General features: G+C 45.7%; 9 protein-coding genes, 2 tRNA genes and 11 pseudogenes. 4 read left to right on the forward strand and 18 right to left on the reverse strand.

Annotated features, from left to right (window positions below; all coding sequences use genetic code 11):
- Window positions 1-83: 83 nt before the first annotated feature.
- On the reverse strand, window positions 84-1094 hold the full coding sequence (gene gap, locus JCM14505_RS00185; RefSeq protein ID WP_054652045.1) for a type I glyceraldehyde-3-phosphate dehydrogenase: 1011 nt from the start codon (window positions 1092-1094) through the stop codon (window positions 84-86).
- Window positions 1095-1276: 182 nt separating this feature from the next.
- On the opposite strand from gap, the gene JCM14505_RS00190 reads away from it, so the two are divergent.
- Complete coding sequence (locus tag JCM14505_RS00190; protein WP_054652047.1) at window positions 1277-1465, forward strand: hypothetical protein; 189 nt, start codon at window positions 1277-1279, stop codon at window positions 1463-1465.
- A gap of 67 nt (window positions 1466-1532) precedes the next feature.
- Here the strand turns inward: JCM14505_RS00190 and clpP are convergent.
- Window positions 1533-2124, reverse strand: a pseudogene (gene clpP, locus JCM14505_RS00195) (ATP-dependent Clp endopeptidase proteolytic subunit ClpP).
- 155 nt (window positions 2125-2279) lie between these two features.
- Here clpP and JCM14505_RS00200 point away from each other — a divergent pair.
- Window positions 2280-2351: transfer RNA gene (locus JCM14505_RS00200), tRNA-Arg, on the forward strand.
- Between the two features lie 19 nt (window positions 2352-2370).
- Window positions 2371-2454: transfer RNA gene (locus JCM14505_RS00205), tRNA-Leu, on the forward strand.
- 96 nt (window positions 2455-2550) lie between these two features.
- On the opposite strand, the gene JCM14505_RS00210 is transcribed toward JCM14505_RS00205, so the two are convergent.
- The 16 genes and pseudogenes from JCM14505_RS00210 to JCM14505_RS00285 form a co-directional block, all read right to left on the reverse strand.
- Window positions 2551-4335 carry an LPXTG cell wall anchor domain-containing protein gene (locus JCM14505_RS00210; RefSeq protein ID WP_054652049.1) on the reverse strand — a complete coding sequence of 595 codons (1785 nt, stop codon included), beginning with the start codon at window positions 4333-4335 and terminating at the stop codon, window positions 2551-2553.
- A gap of 181 nt (window positions 4336-4516) precedes the next feature.
- A pseudogene (gene whiA, locus JCM14505_RS00215) lies at window positions 4517-5446 on the reverse strand (DNA-binding protein WhiA).
- Between the two features lie 24 nt (window positions 5447-5470).
- Window positions 5471-6443, reverse strand: a pseudogene (mgfK, locus tag JCM14505_RS00220) (gluconeogenesis morphogenetic factor MgfK).
- 22 nt (window positions 6444-6465) lie between these two features.
- A pseudogene (gene rapZ / locus JCM14505_RS00225) lies at window positions 6466-7262 on the reverse strand (RNase adapter RapZ).
- A 193-nt stretch (window positions 7263-7455) separates the two neighbouring features.
- Window positions 7456-10314 (reverse strand): annotated as a pseudogene (uvrA, locus tag JCM14505_RS00230) (excinuclease ABC subunit UvrA).
- A gap of 10 nt (window positions 10315-10324) precedes the next feature.
- Window positions 10325-12336 (reverse strand): annotated as a pseudogene (gene uvrB, locus JCM14505_RS00235) (excinuclease ABC subunit UvrB).
- Window positions 12337-12649: 313 nt separating this feature from the next.
- Window positions 12650-14369 (reverse strand): annotated as a pseudogene (locus JCM14505_RS00240) (phospho-sugar mutase); the annotation flags it as partial.
- Between the two features lie 98 nt (window positions 14370-14467).
- Window positions 14468-15397, reverse strand: a complete 930-nt coding sequence (gene trxB / locus JCM14505_RS00245; RefSeq protein ID WP_054652051.1) for a thioredoxin-disulfide reductase — start codon at window positions 15395-15397, stop codon at window positions 14468-14470.
- Between the two features lie 122 nt (window positions 15398-15519).
- Window positions 15520-16402: pseudogene (gene galU, locus JCM14505_RS00250) on the reverse strand (UTP--glucose-1-phosphate uridylyltransferase GalU).
- Window positions 16403-16479: 77 nt separating this feature from the next.
- Complete coding sequence (locus JCM14505_RS00255; protein WP_054652052.1) at window positions 16480-17496, reverse strand: NAD(P)H-dependent glycerol-3-phosphate dehydrogenase; 1017 nt, start codon at window positions 17494-17496, stop codon at window positions 16480-16482.
- 3 nt (window positions 17497-17499) lie between these two features.
- Complete coding sequence (gene lgt / locus JCM14505_RS00260) at window positions 17500-18297, reverse strand: prolipoprotein diacylglyceryl transferase (RefSeq protein WP_054652054.1); 798 nt, start codon at window positions 18295-18297, stop codon at window positions 17500-17502.
- Window positions 18297-19243: pseudogene (gene hprK / locus JCM14505_RS00265) on the reverse strand (HPr(Ser) kinase/phosphatase). Before hprK ends, lgt begins: the two are co-directional and overlap by 1 nt.
- Before the next feature lie 105 nt (window positions 19244-19348).
- A complete protein-coding gene (locus JCM14505_RS00270; protein ID WP_082405570.1) occupies window positions 19349-19645 on the reverse strand; it encodes a PspC domain-containing protein in 297 nt (98 codons plus the stop codon).
- Between the two features lie 13 nt (window positions 19646-19658).
- Window positions 19659-20775, reverse strand: a pseudogene (gene prfB / locus JCM14505_RS00275) (peptide chain release factor 2).
- Between the two features lie 63 nt (window positions 20776-20838).
- Window positions 20839-23208, reverse strand: coding sequence for a preprotein translocase subunit SecA (gene secA, locus JCM14505_RS00280; RefSeq protein WP_054652056.1), 2370 nt, complete (start codon window positions 23206-23208; stop codon window positions 20839-20841).
- 154 nt (window positions 23209-23362) lie between these two features.
- Window positions 23363-24001 (reverse strand): redox-sensing transcriptional repressor Rex, encoded by a 639-nt coding sequence (locus tag JCM14505_RS00285; protein WP_054652058.1) that lies wholly within the window; start codon window positions 23999-24001, stop codon window positions 23363-23365.
- Between the two features lie 160 nt (window positions 24002-24161).
- On the opposite strand from JCM14505_RS00285, the pseudogene JCM14505_RS00290 reads away from it, so the two are divergent.
- Window positions 24162-26091: pseudogene (locus JCM14505_RS00290) on the forward strand (ABC-F family ATP-binding cassette domain-containing protein).
- Window positions 26092-26127: the final 36 nt, after the last annotated feature.

Raw genomic sequence — 26127 nt, forward strand, 5'->3', positions numbered from 1 at the left:
CTCCTAAAATAAATTTCCTAAAAAAAAGGACGGAGGCGTTAACCCCCGCCCTTTGTAGTTCACTTTAATTGCGCACTAACAAATTAGAGCGTAGCGAAGTGAATTAACGTCCGGATCATGTTTGAAGTGAAACCGTATTCGTTGTCGTACCAAGCAACCGTCTTAACTAATTGCGTGTCACCGGCCGTCGTAACTTCCGTTTGGGATGGGTCAAAGACAGAACCAAACGTTGAACCAATGATGTCACTTGAAACGATTTCGTCTTCAGTGTAACCAAAGGCTTCGTTACCTTCCGTAGCCGCCTTCATTGCAGCGTTAACTTCTTCAACCGTAACCTTCTTGTCAAGGACCGTAACTAATTCCGTAAGGGAACCGTCAACAACCCCAACCCGTTGAGCGTGACCTTGAAGCTTACCGTTCAATTCAGGAACAACTAAACCAATAGCCTTAGCAGCCCCAGTTGAGTGAGGAATCGTGTTAACACTAGCCGTCCGGTTGTTACGCATCTTTGAACCACGAGGTCCGTCAAGAATCATTTGAGTTGACGTGAAGGCGTGGATCGTCGTCATCGTACCAGCCTTAACACCAAAGTTCTTGTTCATGAAGTAAGCCATTGGTGCAAGACAGTTCGTCGTACATGAAGCAGCTGAAACAATCTTGTCGTCAGCCGTTAACGTGTCAAGGTTAACACCAGGAACAACCGTCTTGATGTTACCTGCAGGAGCAGAGATTAATACACGTTCTGCACCAGCTTCAAGGTGAGCGCTGGCCTTTTCTTCAGAAGTGTAGAAACCAGTACATTCAAGAACGAATTGAACACCATCGTTCTTAACCCAAGGAATGTTCTTAGCATCGCGTTCAGCGTATACTGGGTATTCCTTACCATCAACAACGATTCCCGTTTCCGTTGCACTAACTTCACCTGGGAACGCACCGTGCGTTGAGTCATACTTAAGTAAGTAAGCTAACATAGCAGGCGTCGTCAAGTCGTTAATAGCAACAACTTCGATGTCCTTAGCACCTAATTCATGAATCCGACGGAAAGCCAAACGACCAATCCGACCAAAACCGTTAATACCAATCTTTACAGTCATGCTGTAAGTTCCTCCTTTTAGGAAATATATTAATTTACGTCTTCTAGTTTATCACTCAAGTGAAAAAAAGTACAATTGAATTCACTCGGGAAATTTTTAGAGCAAACCTTGAAATTTACATTCAAGGTCTGTATAATCAAAAGAGTTGATTACACGAAATAAAGAGAAGGAGGCACATTCCAATGCGTAAAGCACATCCACATGGTGTACAAGGACGTCGTCCAATCGCTTCAGGTTACAAGCGTGCACAAAAGCAAAAGAAGATTGACGCTATTCGCAAGTGGCTAAGGAAACGCCTGCCGAAGCAAAATAAGCGTATTCGGGTGATTTATTCTCCCGTCATCATAAAGCAATCAGCCATTTCCGGTTGATTGCTTTTTTTGTTAAAAATCGCCAATAAAAAACTCAGGCCCCTAAGAAGGTCCTGAGTTAATTAAATTACTTTAAACTGTCGCTGGATAAAATTCCATCTAGCAACCCATATTCAACGGCTTCTTGCGCCGTTAAGTAGTGATCACGATCCGTATCTTGTTCCAACTTTTCAAACGTTTTGCCCGGAATTAGCGGCCAAGATTTCATTAATCATCTTCCGCGTCTTCAAAATTTGTTCGGCCGCAATTTGAATTTCCGTTTGTTGTCCTTGGGCACCACCTAATGGTTGGTGAATCATGACTTGTGAGTGTGGCAAACCAAACCGCTTCCCCTTTGCGCCAGATGAAACTAAGACACTGGCCATTGAGGCCGCCATCCCAATCACAATTGTTTGCACATCCGCCTTGATAAAGTTCATCGTATCATAGATTGCCATCCCTGACGTTACCACCCCACCAGGTGAGTTAATGTATAAGTAAATATCCTTCGTTGAGTCTTGGGCATCTAAGAATAGTAATTGCGCAATAATGGCATTAGCCATGTCATCGTTGATTTCCCCTGACAACATAATAATCCGATCCTTTAATAACCGGGAATAGATGTCATAGGCACGTTCGCCTTGAGATGATTGTTCAATCACCGTTGGTACTAAATTCATTGATTTTTCCTCCTCAGTAATGATTGGTATTAAGTTTACGTCATAGGTCAATAAAGGTCAAATGATTTAATTAATATTTTTTTTGAAAAAGTAATTGCAAAACTATCCACTATCATGTAATATAGTCTTTGTTGCAAAACTAATATTTATTTTATGCGCCCTTAGTGTAATGGATCGCACGTGAGATTCCGGTTCTCGAGATCGGGGTTCGACTCCCCGGGGGCGCATTTATCATACCCTCATTATGCCCCAGTGGCGGAATTGGCAGACGCGCAGTGTTCAGGTCGCTGTATGGGTATCCATGTACAGGTTCGAATCCTGCCTGGGGCATCGGGATAATAACCTAAAACAAAAACCACGAAGTTAATTTGGACTTCGTGGTTTTTCTTTGCGTTTAATTAAGTTCAGCGATTACTTTATAAGTTACTAATAAACTTTCTTAATTACTAATCCCGTTGCAAATAATAGTACCAATCCTAAGCCAATGACCGCCAATGGGTTACTTGCCCCCGTTTGCGGTAACCGTACTTGTTCAGTGGCCTTCGCGGTTTGGACAGCTGGCATACTATTGGATCGAACTGCGCCCAATCGCCAACTCCCTTGCTGATTGAAACGTCCACTTACTTGGTTCGCATGACGCATTGCTTGTTGAAGTAATCCTACTAATTGCGTCCGCGTCAACATCACCATTCGCTTACCAGTTTGGTTCGTCCCAGTTATTTGTTGCGTTGCAGTTACAACGGCTTGGTGACTAGCCACCGTTTGGTCAGCTTGCTTAACTTGCGTGGTTGTTACATCATGACGATCTTGATTACTAATTACGTCATGGTGATCATGATTCGTAATTACATCATGGTGATTACGATTCGTCACTACATCATGGCGATCTTGGTTAGTTACCGTTTGGTGATTGTCATTCGTTACTTGGTAGTAATTATTATTCGTCACTTGGTGATTGTCATTCGTCACTTGATGGTAATTATTATTAGTGACGTCATGGCGATCAATAATCGTGATGTTAGGTACTTCAACTTGCCGGTTATGTTCATCCACCACCGTACTTTGCGCCGCAGTGGCTCCTGCTTGTTGGTTAGGTTGACTAATTACGGTCGTATTCGTAACGTCGTGGTGATTATCCGTATTCGTCACCGAATGATCATCATGATTAATCACCGTTGGATGCAAATCAAAATTAGCTAAGTGTTGCTTTAACCAATCAATTACCGTTGTGGCTTCCAAATGTTGACTAACTTGGCGTTCTTCAACCGTCGTTCCGTCACTACTCCGTTGCCCAGTTCCATATTCAACTTGCACATGCACGGCTTGCGCTTGGCTTTGTCGACTTACAAACGGCAAGATAATCGTTAACGGTTGCCCCGCATAGGATACTAAGCGCTGCACATGATCCATCGTATCAACAATCGTTTGATCAGCGAGTAACAATTTAACTCGGCCTTGTTCGCACCGAAAGTCACTAATCATCCCGGCAGCAATTGGCTTTCCACCAATCAGCACTTGAACCTGACGCCGTTGCAATTGTTGTAACTCCTTAATTCCCGTTATCTCAATCGCTAAATATTGATTACCGACTTGATTCGTTTGCAATTGTTGTGGCACTTGGATTTGAATTTGCAAACCAGATTGTTGCTGAGTATTTTGTTGCGTTTGACCACCGACTTGTTGATCCCCATTTTGTTGATGGGTTACCTGTTGCTGCTGTTGTTGCAAACCACTTTGTTGGTGGGTTACTTGTTGTTGATCCTGTTGTGAGCTATTTTGTTGTTGAGTAACTTGATCGCTTTGCCCCGCCAGTTGTTGGGTCGCTTGTTGATCAGCATCACCAGCTTCCGAGACCACAGTGACTTGGCCTTGGTCAGGCAAGTTAACTTGACCAAAATCAACCGGCGTCCGTTCTTTCGTTGGGGTGGCGGTTGGGACATCTTCCCCCGTTGGCAAGGCCGCCCGATCACCATCACTTAAAACGTCATGGTAATCGGCATCCGTCGTCACCGGCGTCCAAATCTCATCGGGGAAATTATTTTCATCGTAAGTTCCAACTAAGGTTGGTTGGTCCGTAATGGGTTGCCATTCGTCACCACTATCAGCATGCGCCGTTGGCTGGCATAATCCCCAGCTAACGACACTGACCCCAACCAATACAAAAGCCCACCGACACCATTTTCGGTCCCGGTTAATTGGTAGGTGTTTCATTTTGTTCCTCCTCGTAAAAACACATTCAGTTTAAACTCGTTAGCTAACGGTACCAGCTCACGCTTGAGCGAGCTTACCCTCATTCTAGCAACGGCCATTTTAACGGGCAAGACATATCAGTGATGACGTTTAAGATATACAAAAGCGCCGTATCAGTTGATACAGCGCTTTTGATTCCACTTTATTCAGCTCGTAATTCATCCGCATAATTATTTAATTTTCGTAACCGATGATTAACACCGGACTTCGAAATCGGCCCACTCGGTAACAATTCACCTAATTCCTTGAGGCTCACTTCTTGATGGCGCAACCGGTTTCCGCAATTTCGCGAAGTTTATCCGGTAAACTAGCTAACCCAACCCGCGAATCAATGTAACGAATATTATCTAATTGCCGATTCGAAGCCGACACCACCTTATCCATATTCGCATTTTCGCAGTTCACCAACCGGTTCACTGAATTGCGCATATCACGGACAATCCGCACGTTTTCAAACTCCAACATGCTATTCGTGGCCCCAATCAATTGCAAGAAGTCGGCAATCTTTTCGGCTTCTTTCAAGTACACAATATAACCACTCCGGCGACTTGTCGTCCGGGCGTTCATCCCAAAACGATTGATCATTTCAGCAATCATTTCATTATGTTCTTCATACAAAGAATAAATTTCTAAATGGTAGCGTGAAGTTTCTGGATTATTAACTGATCCCCCAGCTAAAAAGGCGCCCCGTAAGTACGAGCGAATCATCCAGTCATCGGCTAACAATTCCATTGGTACCCGTTCTTGAATTTGGAAACCATCTAAAATCCCCAAATCTTCTAAAATTTCTTGCGTATGTGAATTCAAGCGCACCACGTAAGTATTGTTCTTCTTGAGTTTCATTTTCCGTTGCACCGAAATCGTACATTCGATTCGATACAATTGTTTCATCAAGGTATAAATCCGCCGGGCAATCACCGGACTTTCAGTTTGAACCTTAAGAATCATCCCTTGACTAGCTAAACCGAGCGACCCATTCATGCGAATTAACGCCATTAATTCGGCCCGGGCGTTTTGATCACGGACTTCGATGCTCGTTAATTCTTTTTTTAACTTCACTAGCGTATGACATCGTCATCCCTCCTTTTTCGTGGGTTTACCGTACCCCTTGGAGCCGGTGAATTAATTCTTCGACAATCATTGTTTGATTATGAAAGGCCCCATTATCACGTAAGCGCAAGAAATTAGCCGAAATCACGCGACAATTTTGCGCCCGCAAGCCTTGAAAATCATGTTTAACCGGCGCTGAAATTTCATTCCATGCCTTAAAATTAATGTAATCAGCTGGGACCGGTTCACTATTCACAAGGACCGTATCCACAAATTGATACCCCAAATGATCATTTAACACCCGAACATGATCAGCATCCGTAAATTGATCCGTTTCACCTTTTTGGGTCATAATATTGCAAATGTAGACAACTTCAGCTTGCGATCGTTTAATCGCTGCTTGTACATTTTTAATCATCAAGTTCGGCAAGATACTGGTAAATAAACTCCCGGGCCCAATCACAATTTGATCAGCCGCTTCAATCGCTTCAATCACTTCTGGTACCGCCATTGGTTCGTGATGGTCTTCCGTGGTTACCCAGACCCGTTTAATCACTTGGTGCGCAGCCGTAATTTCGGATTCACCACTCATAACCGTTCCATCACTAAATTCAGCATTAAGTACTAATGGTTCATTCGCGACCGGATAAATCCGCCCGTTAACTTGCATTAACCGTGACAACTCTTGCACGGCATCGAAAACATTTCCCTTCATTTCCGTTAGCGCAGAAATAATTAAATTCCCAATCGCATGCCCCGCAAAAAATTGATCGCTACTTTTAAAGCGATATTGAAACACATCTAATTCTAATGATTGCATCCCTGACAAGGCCACCATGGCATTACGAATATCACCAGGTGGAACGACGTTAATATAGTTCCGAATAACCCCGGATGAGCCCCATCATCAGCCACGGTAACAACCGCGGTAATATCAACATTACGATCGCGTAATCCACTTAAGACGACCGGCAACCCCGTCCCCCGCCAATCACAACGACCTTTGGTTTTCTTAACATAATTAATTCATTTCCTCCCCACTTAATGCGCCTTCGCTAAATCCCGGTGCCGGATATTAACGGGATACTCACCACTTTGTAAGGCTTGTCCCAAACGATTGGCTAACGTTACTGATCGGTGTTGTCCCCCCGTACACCCGATAGCAATCGTTAAACTCGTCTTTCCTTCTGCAACATATCCCGCAAAGCCACATCAATCAACGCTTTTAAGTGTTCATAAAACGCTTGCGCGGCCGGAGTTTTCATCACGTAATCTTGCACCGCTTGGTCATTCCCAGTTTGATGCTTTAACTCTGGGATATAGAACGGATTCGGAATAAACCGGGCATCAAAAACTAAGTCGGCATCGAGCGGCAAACCATACTTAAAACCAAACGACATCACATCAATGTAGAACTGGTTTGGGGTCCCGTGACCAAAGTAATCCGTTAATTTACTTTTTAATTGTTGCACCGACATACTAGTCGTATCAATGACCACGTCCGCATGTTCTTTGAGCGGTCGCAATAATTCTCGTTCCCGTTCAATCCCTGGCAAAACCCCATCATGATTACTTAGTGGATGAGCCCGCCGCGTTTCTTTATACCGGGCTACTAATTGTCGATCACTCGCATCTAAAAATAATAGTTGCACCCGCGCATCTTCACGTTGGCGCAACATTTTTAACGCGGGCATCACTTCATCATAGAAATCCTGGGTCCGCACATCCATCACCATCGCTAATTTTGTTAGTTTATCTGATTCTAAAATCACGTCCACAAAGCGATTGGCTAAACTCGGTAAAATATTATCAATTACAAAGTAATCTAAATCTTCCAAGCGTTGCACTGCCACGGTCTTACCAGCCCCGCTCATCCCCGTCACAATGACGATTTCTAATGGTGATGCCATCTTTCATAACTCCTTCTTTCATCAACTTTTACTAGTTTAACATACCGGGCGTGTCATTTACTAGCAATGTATTAAAACCAAATAAAAGGCGACGAAATATTAACTTTCGTCGCCTAGGTTATTATTTAGTTGTGGTCATTGTTCGTTCCGCATCCCGCACTAACATTTGGTGTAGATACTTCCCAGTATAACTACCTGGCACGGCTGCGACCGCTTCGGGGGTTCCCGTCGCCACGATTTGTCCCCCACCGGCCCCACCTTCAGGCCCAAGGTCAATTAACCAGTCCGCGGACTTCACGACGTCTAATTCGTGTTCAATTACTAACACGGTATTACCTGCATCCACGAGTCGTTGCAAGACTCCCAGCAACCGTTTAATATCCGCCATATGGAGCCCGGTCGTTGGTTCATCTAAAATATAGAAACTCTTCCCATTCGATTGTCGATGCAATTCTGACGCTAACTTCATCCGTTGCGCTTCCCCACCAGACAAGGTTGTAGCCGGTTGTCCTAAAGAAACATACCCCAAGCCAACATCTTGAATCGTTTGGAGTTTCCGTTTGATCTTTGGAATGGCACTAAAGAAGTCCAAGGATTCATCAACGGTCATGTTCAACACATCCGCAATTGTCTTACCCTTGTATTCAACTTCTAATGTTTCCGAATTGTACCGCGTCCCATGACAAACTTCACATGGCACGTAGACGTCCGGTAAGAAATTCATTTCAATTTTAATAATTCCATCCCCGCGACAAGCTTCACACCGGCCACCTTTAACGTTAAAACTAAACCGTCCCTTGGTGTAACCGCGTAATTTAGCTTCATTCGTTTGGGCAAATAAATCTCGAATATCATCAAAGACCCCGGTGTAAGTGGCCGGATTACTCCGCGGCGTCCGTCCAATTGGGGATTGGTCAATATCGATTACCTTTTCAACATTTTCCACGCCCGTCACCGTCCGGTAAGCCCCTGGCTTCGTCGTTGCATGATTCAATTGTTGGGCTAAAATCCGCTTTAAAATGCTATTAACCAGCGTCGATTTCCCAGAACCAGACACCCCGGTTACCCCAATGAATTTACCTAATGGGAAGTGAACCGTAATGTCTTTTAAGTTGTTTTCCTGCGCTCCTGTCACCACAATTTCTTGCCCATTACCAGGGCGCCGCGTTTCCGGCACCGGAATCACTTCCCGGCCCGATAAATACTTCCCGGTTAATGATTTCGCCGAGCGCATAATTTTCTTTGGCGTCCCAGCCGCCATCACTTGACCACCACGACTGCCGGCTCCCGGTCCAATATCGACAATGTAGTCAGCTGCTAACATCGTATCTTCATCATGTTCCACGACAATTAACGTGTTGCCAAGGTCCCGCATTTTCTTCAAGGAATTAATTAAGCGCTCATTATCGCGTTGATGCAATCCAATTGATGGTTCATCTAAAACATACATTACCCCAGACAGGTTCGACCCGATTTGCGTCGCTAACCGAATCCGTTGGGCTTCTCCCCCCGATAAAGTCCGGGCCGACCGACTTAATGTTAAGTATTCTACCCCGACGTTTTGCATAAAGCTCAACCGATCAATAATTTCTTTTAAAATTGGCTTGGCAATCGCCGCCTTTTGTTCACTCAACGTCAATTCAGTAAAAAAAACGTTAACTCATCACTAATCGCTAATTCCGACACGGCTCCAATATTTTCACCACCAACTTGCACCGCTAAGGCCCGTTCGTTCAACCGGTAACCATGACAATCCGGGCATGGTAATTCGGCCATGTATTTGCGCATCACATCCCGGGTGAATTCGGAATTCGTTTCGCGGTAGCGCCGTTCAATGTTGTTAATAACCCCTTCAAAGGTCACATCCACATCGCGCACCCCACCAAAGTCATTTTCATAATGGAAATGGAATAATTCCGTGCCATTCCCATACAAAATTTGGTCTTGTTGGTGCGCTGATAATTCATCAAACGGCGTGTCGAGATCAATTTGCACACTCGCACAGAACTGCGCTAATAATTCAGGATAATACTTCGAAGAAATCGGATTCCATGGTTCAATCGCGCCGTCCCGTAACGTCTTATGCCGGTCAGGAACCACCAAATCGAGGTCAACTTTTAATTTTTCTCCCAGCCTTCACAAGTTGGACAAGCACCAGTTGGGGCATTAAACGAAAAGAGCCGTGGTTCTAATTCTCCCACAGTAAAGCCACAAATTGGGCAGGCATAGTGTTCCGAAAAACGAAGGGGTTCGTCCCCAATCACGTCAATCGTCACGTAACCATCACTCAAGTGTAAGGCCGCTTCTAACGAGTCCACTAACCGGGCGCGAATTCCGTCCTTCAACACAATCCGGTCAACCACCACGTTGACATCATGATATTGATTTTTATTTAAGGCCGGGACTTCATCCAAATCATACGTTTCCCCATCGACTTGAACCCGGACAAACCCATCTTGTTTGACCTTGGCCAACACTTTTTCTTGCGTGCCCCGCTTGTGCCGCACGACCGGTGCTAAGACTTGTAACTTACTCCGGTCTGGCAAGGCTAAAATTTGGTCCGCCATTTGATCAACCGATTGACTCGTAATCGGAATATGATCATTTGGACACACCGGCGTCCCGACCCGTGCCCACAATAACCGAAGAAAGTCATTAATTTCTGTCACCGTCCCGACTGTCGACCGTGGATTATGCGAGGTTGTTTTTTTGATCAATTGAAATCGCCGGTGATAAACCTTCAATTGAATCCACATCAGGTTTGTCCATTTGACCTAAGAATTGCCGCGCATAGGACGATAAACTTTCCACGTAGCGCCGTTGCCCTTCCGCATATAACGTATCAAAGGCCAGTGAACTTTTCCCTGATCCCGACAAACCGGTAATCACGACTAATTTATTTTTGGGCAAATCCAGGTCGATATTTTTTTAAATTATGCGACCGCGCACCCCGAATTTTAATTTTGTCATTTTTAACCATCTTCGTTCCCCTATTTCTTTTGCTTGGCCGTTAACTCTAACACGGTATCCCGTAAAATAGCCGCTTGTTCGAAGTCCAAACGTTTGGCAGCAGCGCGCATTTGTTCGTTTAACTCTGCCAACATCGCTTGTTGATCAGCCTTGCTCAACTGCATAAAGTCTTGTTCGGTGAATTCCGTATCATCAACTTGTTCCGTCTGTTCAGCCGGTTTAATCGCATGAATGGCTTCCCGAATCGGCTTAATAATCGTATGTGGCGTAATCCCATGTTCCGCGTTATACGCCATTTGGATTTCCCGACGCCGGGCCGTTTCATCAATCGCCGCTTGCATCGAATCCGTCACTTTGTCGGCATACATAATCACGGCCCCACGTTCATTCCGCGCCGCCCGACCAATCGTTTGAATTAACGAGCGTTCATTCCGTAAGAATCCTTCTTTATCCGCATCTAAAATCGCCACTAACGAAACTTCTGGAATATCTAATCCTTCCCGCAACAAGTTAATTCCCACTAAGATATCAAACTTTCCTTTCCGCAAGTCCCGAATAATTTCGGTCCGTTCCAAGGTTTTCACATCACTGTGGAGATACTTCACCCGGAGTCCGTTGTCTTTAAGGTAATCCGTTAAGTCTTCCGCCATCTTCTTGGTCAAGGTGGTGACTAAGACGCGATCATGGTTGGCCACCCGCTCATTAATTTCACCCATTAAATCGTCAATTTGGCCCATCACCGGTCGAACTTCAATCGTTGGATCAAGTAAACCAGTTGGCCGAATGATTTGTTGGACCACATCCGCTGTTTGACTTAACTCATATGGACCTGGCGTCGCCGACATATAAACAACTTGATGAATATGGGATTCAAATTCGTCAAATTTCAACGGCCGGTTATCCAAAGCACTTGGCAAGCGGAACCCATAGTCAATTAACATTTGTTTCCGCGCCCGGTCTCCGTTATACATCCCGCGAACTTGGGGCATCGTTTGGTGCGATTCGTCCACAATCAGCAAGAAATCATCGGGGAAGAAATCTAACAAGGTATATGGTGGCTCGCCCGGTTGCCGCCGATCCATAAATCGCGAATAATTTTCAATCCCGTTGGTGTACCCCATTTCCCGCATCATTTCAATATCATAGGTCGTCCGTTGTTGAATCCGTTGGGCTTCTAACAGCTTCCCTTCCGCCGTAAATTGCTTCACTTGCGCTTTCATTTCGGCTTCAATTTCCGGCAAGGCCACATCCATAATTTCATCGCTGGTCATAAAGTGGGTGGCAGGGAAAATGGACACGTGTTCACGCTCCCCAATCACTTCCCCAGTTAAAGCATCAACCTCACGAATCCGATCAATTTCATCTCCAAAAAATTCAATCCGCACCGCCTTCGCTTCCCGGGAAGCCGGGAAGATTTCGACTACGTCACCGCGGACCCGGAACCGGCCCCGTTGAAAATCAATATCATTGCGGTCATATTGAATCAACACTAATTCCCGTAACAAACGATTCCGATCCATCTCTTGGCCCACCCGGAGTGAGACCACGTGATTTTGGTATTCGGCTGGTGACCCTAAACCGAAAATACTCGATACCGACGCCACCACAATCACATCGTTGCGTTCAATTAACGAACTCGTCGCCGAGTGCCGTAATTGGTCAATTTCATCATTCACGGATGCATCTTTTTCAATGTATGTATCACTCGATGGCACATACGCTTCGGTTGATAGTAATCATAGTAACTAACGAAATATTCCACCGCATTATGTGGGAAAAATTCTTTCATTTCCCCATAAAGTTGCCCAGCCAACGTTTTGTTGTGCGACAAGATTAACGTTGGCTTATTCACCTTGGCAATCACATTAGAAATCGTAAACGTCTTCCCCGTCCCAGTTGCCCCCAAGAGAATTTGGGCGGGCTTACCGGTTTCAATGCCCGTCGTTAATTTTTCAATCGCTTGGGGCTGGTCCCCGGTTGGCTTGTATTTGGAAACTAATTCAAATTGCCGGTCATCTTCCCGATAAATCATCATGCTCCTCCTTAACCAAGTTAAAAGAAAAAGCTGAGAATTACTCTCAGCTTTTTAGTAATTTCAGCTATATTTTAACATACGAACATATATTTGCCTAACGTTGTGACGCATTGCTCTTAGCTTCCTTGAGTGCCGCTTGCACGCGGGTAATCCAAGCAAAGTGAATGGTGGATAAAGCAATATAAACCACTAAACTAATTGCTAATCCCCACACTTGCCGCGCCATTAAGCACATCCCGGCACTTAACATACATAAATTACTTAGCGCCACCATTACCGTCGGTGAAATTAGCTTTTTCATTGCTTTAACCTTCGTGTAGGCTTGTAAGTCCGCAATGTAAGCCGCTAACTTTTGATCAGCTGCTTCCTTCGTGTCCGCACTAACTTCTAAGTAGTACTTCACCTTTGGTTCCGTCCCACTTGGCCGGACAGCAACCCACGTTTCATCGTCAAACGTAAACCGTAACACGTTCGAGTTTGGCATGTTAAGATCCGTCGTCGTATCCGTCGTTAAATCGTGATGCGTCCCCGCTTGGAAGTCTTCCACGGCAACTAATTGGTGCCCATTTAACGTCGTTGGAGCCGCTTCACGGAACTTCGTCATGATAGCTTGAATCTTCGCTGGTCCTTCTAACCCGGCGTGGACTTCTTCTAAGGTCTTGTTAGCGAAGTAACCGTACTTAGCAAACAATTCTTGTAAACCATCGTAAAGGTTCATATCCCGACTCCGGTAGTAAGCAGCTACTTCAGCTAATAAGACGAGCACTTGAATGGCATCCTTATCCCGGACAAACGGCTTCACTAAGTAACCGAAACTTTCTTCAAACCCAAACATAAACGTGTGGTTATGCTTCGTTTCGTATTGGTGAATTTGGTCCGCAATCCACTTAAACCCAGTTAAGACGTTAACCATGCCAACCCCGTAGCTTTGCGCCACCTTCGTCGCAAAGTTAGTCGATACAATTGACTTGACCGCCGTCGCATTAGCTGGTAAATCATCCGCTTGCCGGTGAGCTTCTAAGATGTAGTTTAACAAGACCGTCCCGATTTGGTTCCCCGTTAATAATTGGTATTCACCATCGGCTTGCCGCACCGCACAACCAAGCCGGTCGGCATCCGGATCCGTCGCAATTAAGAGATCCGCGTCAACTTGCTTTCCTAAGGCTTGGGCGCGCACAAAGGCTTCGGGGAATTCTGGATTTGGATGATCCAAACCAGGGAAATCCCCATTTGGCATCGCTTCTTCGGCCACTAATTCATAGTTCGTAAAGCCAGCTTGTTTCAAGGCGCGTTCACCAATCATCCGTCCCGTTCCGTTCAATGGCGTAAAGACAAACTTCAAGTCTTGCCCGTATTCCTTGGCTAAATCAGCGTTCACCGTGACCGTTTTTAAGTTTTCCAAGTATGCTTGGTCAACATCTTCGCCAATCACGACTTCTAATCCTTGAGCTTGTAATTGCGCTTCATCCGCTAATTCAATCGCAAATAAGTCCTTGATTGCACGAACGTATGACGTCATTAAGTCGGATTCCTTGGGTGGCATTTGGCCCCATCTTCACCATAAATCTTGTAACCATTGTATTCCCGTGGGTTGTGGGAAGCCGTAATCATAATACCGGCGTACGTGTGTAAGTGGCGCACTGCAAATGATAATTCTGGCGTAGGGCGCAAGGATTCAAAAATGTACGTCTTAATCCCTTGGGCTCCCAATACCCGGGCAGCTTCGTGGGCAAAGAGACTTGAGTTATTCCGGGAGTCATAGCTAATCGCCACCCCACGGTCCTTGACGTCACCACCGACATGTTCCATCAACGCTGCCAAACCAGCCGTGGCTTGCCGCACCGTGTAAATGTTCATCCGATTAATTCCGGGACCCATGACCCCCCGCATGCCGGCCGTCCCGAATGACATTGGTTGATAAAACGCATCTTCTAACGCTTCTTCATCCGTTGTTGCCAACAGTTCATCCGTAACGTGGCATCTAAATCAGCGTAGTCACGCCAAGTTTGGTAGGTTGTTTTCCAATCCATTTCTTCAACACCTCTTCAAATTTAATTCGTAGATTATTATACCGTATTTATGGTCTAAGAAAAACCAGCACCTCAAGCGAAGCACTGGTTATCAGCAATTATTTTAAATATTGGTAAACAGCTTGGCCGGCAATGGCTCCATCACCAACTGCCGTCGCTACTTGACGTAAGACGGTTTGCCGGACGTCCCCGATAGCAAAAATACCGGGAACGGTCGTGGCCATGTGATCATCTGTGATTACCCAACCATGGTCATCTAAAATCCCTAAGTCACCAAATGGTTTGGTCATCGGATCATTGCCGACGTAAATGAAGACCCCATCAGCTGCCATTTCACGATCTTCACCAGTGAGGTTATCATGTAACGTTACCCCGGTGACCTTCATATCGTCACCCTTAATTTCCGTGACACTCGTGTTCATGATGAATTCGACCTTGTCATTAGCCCGGGCTTCATCTTGCAGTAATGGTTGCGCCCGCAGTTCACTTCCCCGCGCTACAATCGTCACTTGGTCAGCGAATTGGGTTAAAAACGTTCCTTCTTCAACGGCAGCGTCCCCACCACCAACAACTACAAGGTGCTTGTTGCGGAAGAAAGCCCCGTCACAAACGGCACAATAAGAAACCCCACGGCCACCAAATTCATCTTCACCCGGCACATGTAAATGCCGTTGTTGCGTCCCCGTCGCAATAATGACTGCTGGAGCGGTAAATTCATCCCCCATGTCCGTCGTTAAATGCTTGAGTCCCGTTTCATCAACCGTTACATCCGTCACGGTCCCGTAAGCTAATTTGGCCCCAAATTGCGTGGCCCCGGCGTACATTTGTTCCGCTAATTCCGGTCCGGTCACCGACTTAAACCCGGTGTAATTTTCAATCGTCCCGGTATTGTTCAAGTTCCCGCCGTAAATCCCACGGTCAAGCATTAACACGGATAAGTTCGCCCGTGATGCATATAAAGCCGCCGTCATGCCCCCCGGACCGGCCCCAATGACAATCACATCGTAATTCGTTTGCGTTTCCGTCATGTTAATTTCCTCCGTTAAATTCTTAATGACCTTATGATACTTGGTTTAATTAGCGGTGTCTACTTTCAAGCTTAAGTGCACATAAAACCTTCAAGCTAGCTGCGCTTGAAGGTTTTTATTGCCTATTCTTCTCCGTCTTCGGCGGCGAATTTCGTCCCTAATTCTTTAATGTATTGGCGTAATTCCGTCTTCGTTTCGGGGTGGTTTAAACCGTATTCAATGTTGGTTTCAATCCAACCAAACTTGTTCCCAACATCATAACGCTTCCCTTTGTATTCGTGGGCAAAAAACGCGTTGAGTTTTGTTTAAGGTATTGATGGCATCCGTTAATTGGATTTCGCCCCCCTTACCTGGCTTCGTTTCTTCTAAGACGCCAAAGATTTCTGGCGTGAAGACATACCGACCAATGATTGCCAAATCACTTGGCGCATCTTCAGGGGCTGGCTTTTCAACGAAATTCGTCACGTTGTACAAGCCATCCTTAACTTCTTCACTTGGGTTAATTACCCCATACTTAGCCGTTTCTTCGTGTGGCACGCGCATAACGGCTAACGTTGAGGCCCCCGTTTGTTCGTAACTATCAATCAATTCCTTCGTTAATGGCTTGCCTTCAGAATTGATGTCGTTTAAGTCATCCCCGAGCATCACGACGAATGGTTCGTCCCCAATAAAGGCTTTAGCCGTTAAAACTGCATCCCCAAGGCCCCGTGGGTGTGATTGCCGGATAAAGTAAATGTTAATATCAGTGGTTTCTTCCACTAACTTCAACATCGCATCCTTACCCTTTTCCCGTAAGTTATCTTCCAATTCTGGGTTGGAGTCAAAGTGATCTTCGATTGAACGCTTGTTCTTCCCGTCAACCACCACAATGTCTTCAATCCCTGACTTACGAGCTTCTTCAACAATAAATTGAATCGTTGGCTTATCAACAATTGGCAACATTTCCTTAGCTAAGGCCTTCGTTGCGGGTAAGAACCGCGTCCCCAATCCGGCCGCAGGAATAATTGCTTTCCGTACTTTTTTTCATAACTGACCTCCATCAGTCTAACTTAGTAATGAATACGTTATCATTTTACCATAACTTATTCGACTTCAGTAGTCCCTTCTCGACCCATTAGTTCCGTCACTACCTCAGTAATGGCTTGACCTTCGTAAACGACCTTGTAAATGGCATCCGTAATTGGCATTGACACGTGCCGTTTTTCAGCGATTTCATGGGCCACTTTGACCGTACTCAATCCTTCAATCACCATCCCCATGTTGGCTTCAATTTCGGCCACAGATTGGCCTTGGCCTAATTGAAACCCACACCGGTAATTTCGTGAATTTTGACTCGTCGCTGTAACGACTAAATCACCAACGCCGGCCAACCCGATGAATGTCATTGGATTGGCCCCAAAAGAAACCCCAAAGCGCCGAATTTCAGCCAATCCCCGGGTAATCAAGGCCGCCCGCGCATTATCTTTGTAACCAAGGCCACTTAAAATCCCGGAGCCAATCGCAATCACGTTCTTCAAAGCGGCCGCTACTTCGACCCCGACAACGTCATTGTTCGTATAAGCCCGGAAATATTGGTTCATAAATAAACCTTGGACGTCCTTGGCTAATTGTTCATCATTGGCCGCAATCGTCACCGCCGTCATATCATGCAAGGCCACCGATTCCGCATGACTTGGACCTGATAAGACCGTAATGCCTTGATAATGATCCGCCGGTAATTCTTCAGCAATCATTTCTGACGGGCGCTTATATGTTCCTTGTTCCAACCCCTTCGTCACGTGCGTAATCACTGGCTTTATGTCCATCGTGGCCAATAATTGCCCTAATTGATGGGCCACTTGCCGCAACCCCTTAGTTGGGATGGCTAATAAAATCATGTCCGCCCCCGCAATGGCTTGTGCCATCTCAGTTGTTGCCGTTAATGCTGATTCGTATTCAAAGTCATGTACATACTTTTGATTCGTATGGTGGGTGTTCATTTCGGCCGCTTGTTCAGCACTCCGCGTCCACAACGTGACGTGGTGCCCATTTTCCGTTAAGACGTTGGCTAACACACTCCCCCATGAACCAGCCCCTAATACTGCAATTTGTTTACTCATAAATTATTCCTTTCTTGTGGCATGACGGTGCCACGCCGTCAGTATCCAATTAATCCCAACAACAACTAAAATTACCACTGATAAGGCTTGCGACACGCGAATTGGCCCCAGCATTAAGCTATCGGTGCGCATCCCTTCCACAATCATCCGGACGATTGCATACCAAAGTAAGTATAACCGGAACACATTTCCCGGAGTCTCAAACCATTGGCGATGCCGCAAACTCAAAATTAAGATTAACCCCACGAGATTTCCCAACGATTCATATAAAAACGTAGGGGTGCGGTAGGCGCCGCCAATTTGCATTTGTTGAATTAGCCAATTCGGCAAATGTTGGGCGACTAACGTGGCATGCGTCGTTACCGCGCCAAAGGCTTCTTGGTTCATAAAATTGCCCCACCGGCCCATAATTTGTCCAACTAATATTCCTGGGGCTAAACAGTCAAGGATCGTCGCGAGGCGTAAATGTTGATAATTAGCATATCCGACCACTAATAAGAGGCCACCAATTAAGCCCCCATAGATCGCAATGCCACCATCCCACAGCGCTGGAATTTCGGCCAAATGCTGCCGATAATAACTCCACTCGAAGATGACATAATACCCCCGCGCCCCGACTAACGCACATGGGATTCCCAATAATAATAAATTATAAAAATGATCTTCATCAATCCCGTGACGCTGTCCTTCTTTAACTGATAACCACAGGGCCACTAAAACACCCGTGGCGATAATAATGCCATACCAACGGACTGGCCAACCGAGCAGATAAAAGGCAATCGGATTTAACTGCGCTAACATTAACCTTCTCCGTTCGAATTAGCCTTAATCAAGGCTTGTAAATTCTGATTGAAGCATCGGTGGCATCAAAGCCCATTTGTTGCGCCCGGAAGTTCATCGCCGCCGATTCGATAATGATGGCTAAGTTCCGCCCGGTTTTCACTGGCAGTGAAATTTGGGGAACCACCACATCTTGAATCGTCCGCGTATCCCCGCGATGACCGAGACGATCAAATTGCTTATCCGCTGACCAAGTTTCTAAGTGAATAATTAAGTCCACTTCGTCTTCATCCAGCACGGCTCCAGTCCCAAAGAGGGTCATGACATCAATAATCCCAATTCCCCGGATTTCCATCATATGCTTTAAAATCGTTGGCGCACTCCCAACTAATTCCCGTTCATCCCGAGCATAGACTTCAACCCGGTCATCAGCGACGAGCCGGTGCCCTCGCCGAATTAATTCCAACGCCGTTTCACTCTTCCCGACCCCGGAGTCACCAGTTAACATGACCCCAGTTCCGTTAATATCAACTAACACCCCGTGGACCGATTCGCGGGGCGTTAACCGGCTCCCAAGGTAGGCCGACATATTACCAATCGCCCGTGATGACGTTAAATGCGTCCCTAAAATTGGAATATGGGCTTTCGCCGCCGCTTCCTTTAACTCTGAAATAATTGGCAAGTCAGAGGTAATGACAAAACATGGTGTTTCATCACAACACAATCGTTCACAATATTCAGCCAACTTTTCATGTGGGACTTCTTTAATAAAGGCATTTTCCGTAATCCCTAATAATTGAATTCGTTCGGCTGGATAATGGGTAAAGTACCCCGCAAATTCCAATGATGGTCGACAAATGTTACTCGTAACAATGGGACGATCAAGATAATCTTCCCCTTGTAACACTTCAAGGCGGGCGTTATTAATTAATTCTGCGACCGTTACTAATTCTGTACTATCTGCCATGCTTGTTCTCCTTTGCTTGCGTTGCCGACTTAACATCATGTTCTTCAACATCCGTTAATGTTTGGCGCGGTTGCCCCGGTTTTTTTCCAATCCCAGTGATCCAAATCAACTTGCTTGGTTAAAAAAACTCCATAAATCTTGTTGCTCTGGATCCGGTGGCATCGTGACATATAAAACAACATAAATTACGATCCCCGGAATGAAATCCGTTAAGGCCGTTAAGATTAAATAAATTACGCGGACGGCCGTCGCATTCCACTTAAAATATTGGGCAATGCCGCCAAGAACCCCACCAAGCAAGCGATTACTTGCGGAACGAGTTAACTGATGCTTCGAATCAAACCACTGCCGATTCGTCCACCAATGTGTGCGGGGCCGTTTTTGTTTCCTAGTACGTTTCATTCATTTGCCTCACTTATTGGGGATTCTTTTGACTTAACCGCCACTTTAAATAGGCATTAATAAAGTCATCTAAATCACCATCTAACACCCCTTGGGTATCATGGGTTTCATAACCTGTTCGATTATCCTTAATCAACGAATATGGATGCAAGACATACGACCGAATTTGCGATCCCCAACCATTATCTAATTGTTCGCCGGCAATTTCAGCCCGTTCTTGAGCTTGCTTTTCCCGTTCTAATTCATACAACTTGGACTTTAACATCCGCATTGCTGTTTCCCGGTTTTGCAATTGGGACCGTTCCGCTTGTGAAGACGTCACAATTCCGGTTGGTAAGTGGGTAATCCGAATGGCCGAGTCGGTTTTGTTAATATGTTGGCCCCCCGCCCCACTTGAGCGGAACGTATCGATCCGTAAATCAGCCGGATTAATATCAACCTCGATACTATCATCTAATTCCGGCATCACATCAACCGAGGCAAACGAGGTATGACGGCGATTGGCCGAATCAAATGGCGAAATCCGCACGAGCCGATGAACCCCTTTTTCTGGGGCTAAGAACCGTACGCATTGTGGCCTTTCACAATCAAAGTCACACTCTTGACCCCAGCTTCTTCCCCCGCTTCGTAATTAGCCACTTCGACCACAAAATCATGTTGGTCCGCCCAGCGCATGTACATCCGCAAGAGCATTTCGCCCCAGTCTTGGGCTTCAGTGCCCCCCGCTCCCGGGTGGATTTCTAAAATCGCATTTTTATCATCATACGGACCATCCAATAATTGATTTAATTGATATTGTTCCACCGCTGCTTGCACTTGGGGCAGTTTTTGGGTTAACTCGGCTAATAAATCGGCATCGTCCTCGAGCGTTAATAACTCATGCAAGTCTGCTAATTCCGCCACCCCGTTAGCTAACGACAAGTAATTATCGCGCCGTTGCTTTAAGACGTTAGTTTCATCAATCACGCCTTGGGCGGCTTGGTTATCGTCCCAAAAACCAGGTTGTGCCATTTGATGCTCATGTTCAGCGATAGTCTCGTTTAACGCATCAAGGTCAAAGCGACCTCCCGAAGCTGGCAACCTCAGTTTGGAGCGCTTCTATTTGTTTTTTTAATTTCGCTTAATTCCATTTTTACTTCCTTTTTTTCGACAAAAAAACGGGGCTGCTACTCGCCAGTCCCGTTCTTCGTGGTTTATCGTGTCACGTTTTGGCGAATTTCGGACTTCATAAAGAGTCGCGTTACTTCGTATTCAATATCCGTGATCATTTGTTCAAACATTTGATAACCGGCCATTTGGTATTCAACCAATGGGTTCCGTTGACCGTAACCCCGAAGTCCAACTGATTGCCGGAATTGATCCATGGCATCGATGTGTTCCGTCCACCGTGAATCAACAACCCGTAAAATAACAACTTTTTCAAATTCCAACATTTGGCTCGCGTCATAAAGTTGGTCGCGTTTTTCTTCGACCCCTTGGTGAGCCAAGTTCATAATAAAGTCGTACATCTTATCAGCTGACTTGCCCGTTAAATCAGCCACACTAATTTGATCTGGTTTAGCAATCACTTCAGTTGCAAATTCAACAATCTTGTCTAATTCCCATTCTTTTTGGGAACCTAACGTGTGTTGATCGATTGCCCGCCGAACGGTCCGTTCAATCATTGGCATTAAGACGTCATCTAAGGATTCCGTTTCCGTAATCACTTGTTGCCGTTCACCATAAATGATTTCCCGTTGTTCCCGCATCACGTCATCGTATTGCAAGACATTCTTCCGGGAGTCATAGTTGTTCCCTTCGACCCGCTTTTGAGCTGATTCAACTTGACGGGTTAAGAAGCGACTCTTGATAACCACATCTTCGTCATCAGGGTCAACTTGCATCCGTTCCAAGAAGGCCTTAATCCGGTCCCCCCCAAAGCGTTTCATCAAATCATCTTCTAATGAAAGATAGAATTGGGATAAACCAGGATCCCCTTGCCGACCCGACCGGCCCCGGAGTTGGTTATCAATCCGGCGACTTTCATGCCGTTCGGTCCCGAGCACGGCTAACCCGCCTAATTCACGTACGCCGGGTCCTAACTTAATGTCAGTTCCCCGTCCGGCCATGTTAGTCGCAATCGTAACGGCACCAACTTGCCCCGCGTTCTTCACGATTTCAGCTTCCTTAGCATGGTTCTTGGCGTTTAAGACGACGTGTGGAATGTTTTGTTCATCTAACAAGTGCGATAAGTATTCTGACGTTTCGACAGCGACGGTCCCGACTAAGATTGGTTGGCCCTTCGCGTGGAGTTCGACGATCTTGCGCACGACGGCATGGAACTTACTTTCTAACGTTGGGTATAAGATGTCAGGTTCATCTTTCCGCGCAATTGGTCGGTTCGTTGGAATGGAAATCGTGTCCATGTTGTAGATTTCCCGGAATTCTTCCATTTCCGTCCGCGCCGTCCCAGTCATCCCCGATAACTTGTTGTACATCCGGAATAAGTTTTGGTACGTGATGTTGGCCATCGTCTTGTTTTCTTCTTGGATTTCAACGTTTTCCTTGGCTTCGATTGCTTGGTGCAACCCATCAGAGAACCGCCGACCATCCATCACCCGTCCGGTAAATGAATCCACGATTAAGACTTCGCCATCGCGAACCACGTAATCACGGTCAATTAACATAATGTAATTAGCGCGCAAGGCTTGGTCCAAGTGGTGCGTTAAGGCCGTGTTATCAATATCATACAAGTTGTCTAAGTTGAAATATTGTTCGGCCTTCTTAATCCCTTCATCCGTCAACGCCACCGTCTTAGATTCAAGATCAATCGTGTAATCATCGTCTTCTTTTAATTGCTTCACTAAGCGATCGGCTTGGTGATACAACTGTGACGTGCCAGTACCGGGACCCGAAATAATCAATGGCGTCCGGGCTTCGTCAATCAAGATGGAGTCTACTTCGTCGATAATCGCAAAGTTAAGGCCCCGTTGGACTTGATCTTCTTGATAAACGGCCATGTTATCCCGTAAGTAATCAAACCCAATTTCACTGTTGGTGGAATATAAAATATCCTTTTGGTAGGCTTCTCGCTTTTCATCCGGCGTCTTTTCGGCCCCGTTGACCCCAACCGAAAGACCCAACCAGTTATAAAGTTGGCCCATTTCGGCCGCATCCCGTTCGGATAAGTATTCGTTAACGGTAATCACGTGAACTCCCCGACCGGCGAGAGCATTTAAGTAAACCGGCATCGTGGCTGTTAACGTCTTCCCTTCCCCGGTTTTCATTTCCGCAATGTTCCCACCATGGAGCACAATCCCCCCCATGATTTGGACGTGGAATGGGTATAATCCCAAGACCCGCTTCGCCCCTTCTCGCGCTACCGCAAAGGCTTCGGGTAAAATATCATCTAACGTTTTTCCGGCGGCTAATTCCGCTTTTAAGGCCGGCGTTTTTGCTTGTAATTCTTCATCCGTTAAAGCGGCCATTTCATCGGCTAATGCTTCAACGCATTTGGCTAATCGTGAAATCCGCCGCAATTCACGGCGGTCACTTTCGACCCACTTTTTCAGTACGTTCACCATGTGTAATCCTTTCTCCTTCAATGTGATTTTATAATTAATAAACTGATTATTATCACAAAATCTTCAATCTCTAATATTTTATCATGAAACCCCAATTTATCCAACGTAAAACAACGGTACCAAGCGGATTTTACCGCCCGGTACCGTTGCGTTGTTAAGCTTGATTTTGGGTACTTTCAATAAAGTAAATCAAGGTTTGTAATTCATTCGTTAAATCAATGTTTTGCACTTGTACACCCTTCGGAACCGATAACCGGACCGGCGTAAAGTTCAAAATTCCCCGGATCCCAACCGAAACTAACTCATCCGTCACGGCTTGGGCTTGATCGCCAGGCACCGTTAAAATTACGGCATCAAGGCGTTGATCCTTGATTTGTTGCTTCATATCGGCCACCGGATAAACCGGAATCCCACTTTGAATCGTATTTGCCAATTCAGGCTTGGGATCAAAAGCACAACTAATCCGTAAGTTGGTATTTTGGTGGAAGTTGTAATTCATCAACGCCCGACCAATGTTCCCGACCCCAACTAAAGCAATGCTCGTCAATTGATCTTGATTCAGCACCCCTTTAAAGAATTCGAGTAATTTTTCAACATCATATCCATAACCACGCTTCCCTAACTCACCAAAATATGAAAAGTCACGTCGGATGGTTGCCGAATCCACTTGAACAGCCTCGGATAATTCAGTTGATGATACTCGCCGCTTGTTGGCGTTTAACAAAATATTTAAATAACGATAATATACCGGTAACCGCTTTGCTGTGGCCCGGGGAATTTTCCGTTCTGCCATGTTTCTTGGATCTCCCATTTTTAGTCTGGTATCATCATACCAAGTTTTAGCGAGTTTGTGAAATGTTTTTCATAGTAAATCGGTTCTATTATTGCTTTTGCCCTTTATATGATAAAATCATACCGAGACAAATTTAACCTATTAAATAAACGAGGCTAGTATGTTACTTTTACAAACGCAAAATGTATTACGTCGCTTTGGAGCCGACGTTTTATTTCACAAAATCAATCTCCAAGTTAATGAACACGATCGGATTGCCCTAGTTGGCCGGAATGGAGCCGGAAAGACGACGTTGTTAAAAATGATTGCTGGGATTACCACCCCCGATGAAGGGACGATTTCAACCAGCAAGAATCTCTCCATTGGCTACCTCGCCCAAGACCAAGGCCTTGATAGCCAACACTCAATTTGGGCCGAACTTGATAGCGTCTTCGCTGATTTACATACTTTAGAAACCCAAATCCATACTTTCGAACACCAATTAGCGCAACTCACCCCCGGCACGCCGGATTACGACCTAATTTCGAAGCAATATGACCGCGCCCAACATGATTTTCAAGCCCGCGGTGGGTTTGAAATTAACTCCAAGCTCCGCGGTATGTTAACCGGCTTCGGCTTTGGCCCCGAAATGGATGACCAACCCATCACCGCCCTATCAGGAGGGCAAAAAAACTAAGTTGGCCCTCTCCAAAATCTTATTACAACAGCCGGACTTATTAATTTTGGATGAACCGACGAACCACTTGGATATGGACGTATTAAGTTGGTTAGAAGACTACTTAAAAGGCTATCCCGGCGCCTTACTCGTCGTTTCCCACGACCGGTACTTCTTAGACCGGATTGTCACCAAAGTCTATGACTTAGACCAAGGTACCTTACGTCACTACACCGGGAATTATTCCCAATTCGTTAATCATAAAGCGCAATGGTTAGCTAGTGAAATGAAACACTATGATCAACAACAAAAAGAAATTGCCAAGTTAGAAGACTTCGTTAACCGGAATTTGGTCCGGGCTTCGACCACCAAACGGGCCCAAGCCCGGCGGAAACAACTCGATAAAATGGAAAAGATGGACCGGCCAATGACCGATGACCAATCGATCCACTTCAGCTTCCATAGTGAATATCCAAGCGGGAATGAAGTCTTAACCGTGACGGATTTAAAAATTGGTTATGATGAAATGACCGTCGCCGGTCCCTTTAGTTTTGAAGAACGCCAAGGGCAACGGCTCGGCATCATCGGGCCCAACGGAATTGGGAAATCGACCCTATTAAAAACTATTTTAGGCCAATTACCACCGATTACCGGGACCATTAAACTCGGCGCTAACTTACAAATTGGGTACTACGACCAAGAGCAACAACAGCTCCACCCGGATAAAACGGTCCTTGATGAGGTCTGGGATGAACATCCAGAAATCGACGAAACCGAAATTCGAACCTTATTAGGGAGTTTCTTGTTCACCGGTGAGGATGTCTTTAAACTCGTCAAAGACTTAAGCGGGGGGCAAAAAGCACGGTTAGAATTAACCAAACTTTCCTTTAACCCGATGAATTACTTAATCCTTGATGAACCGACCAACCACTTGGATATTGACAGTCGGGAAGTCTTAGAAACCGCGATTAATGAATTTGATGGTACCGTCTTGTTTGTTTCCCATGACCGGTACTTCATTAATCAAGTGGCCACTCATATCTTAGCCGTCAACCCTGATCACGCCACCGTTTACCCCGGCAATTACGATGATTACTTAGCCGCCACGGCCCCAACTGCTAGTGATACCCCAACTACTAACAGTCAAAAAGCGCCAAGTAATCAACAACAGGCTTATCAACAATCCAAAGAAGTGCAACGGGCACGACGGAAAATTCAACGCCAAGTCGATGACATCGAACAACAAATGGAAGGCCTCGAAACCAAGGTCAACGAAATTCAGGCCGAGATGAACCGACCGGAATTAGCCGCGGATATTGGCAAGCTAACTGATTTGCAAAAAGATTTAGACGCCACCCAAGCCCAACTTGAAGAAGTCGAACTCGCTTGGGCCAGCGCCGCCGAAGAATTAGAAACCTTTGATCAAGAAAATTAACGTTTAAAAAAAAGTCGGACCTGCATCCATTGCAAG

It is taken from the genome of Limosilactobacillus equigenerosi DSM 18793 = JCM 14505 (genome assembly GCF_001311375.1).
GTDB lineage: Bacteria > Bacillota > Bacilli > Lactobacillales > Lactobacillaceae > Limosilactobacillus > Limosilactobacillus equigenerosi.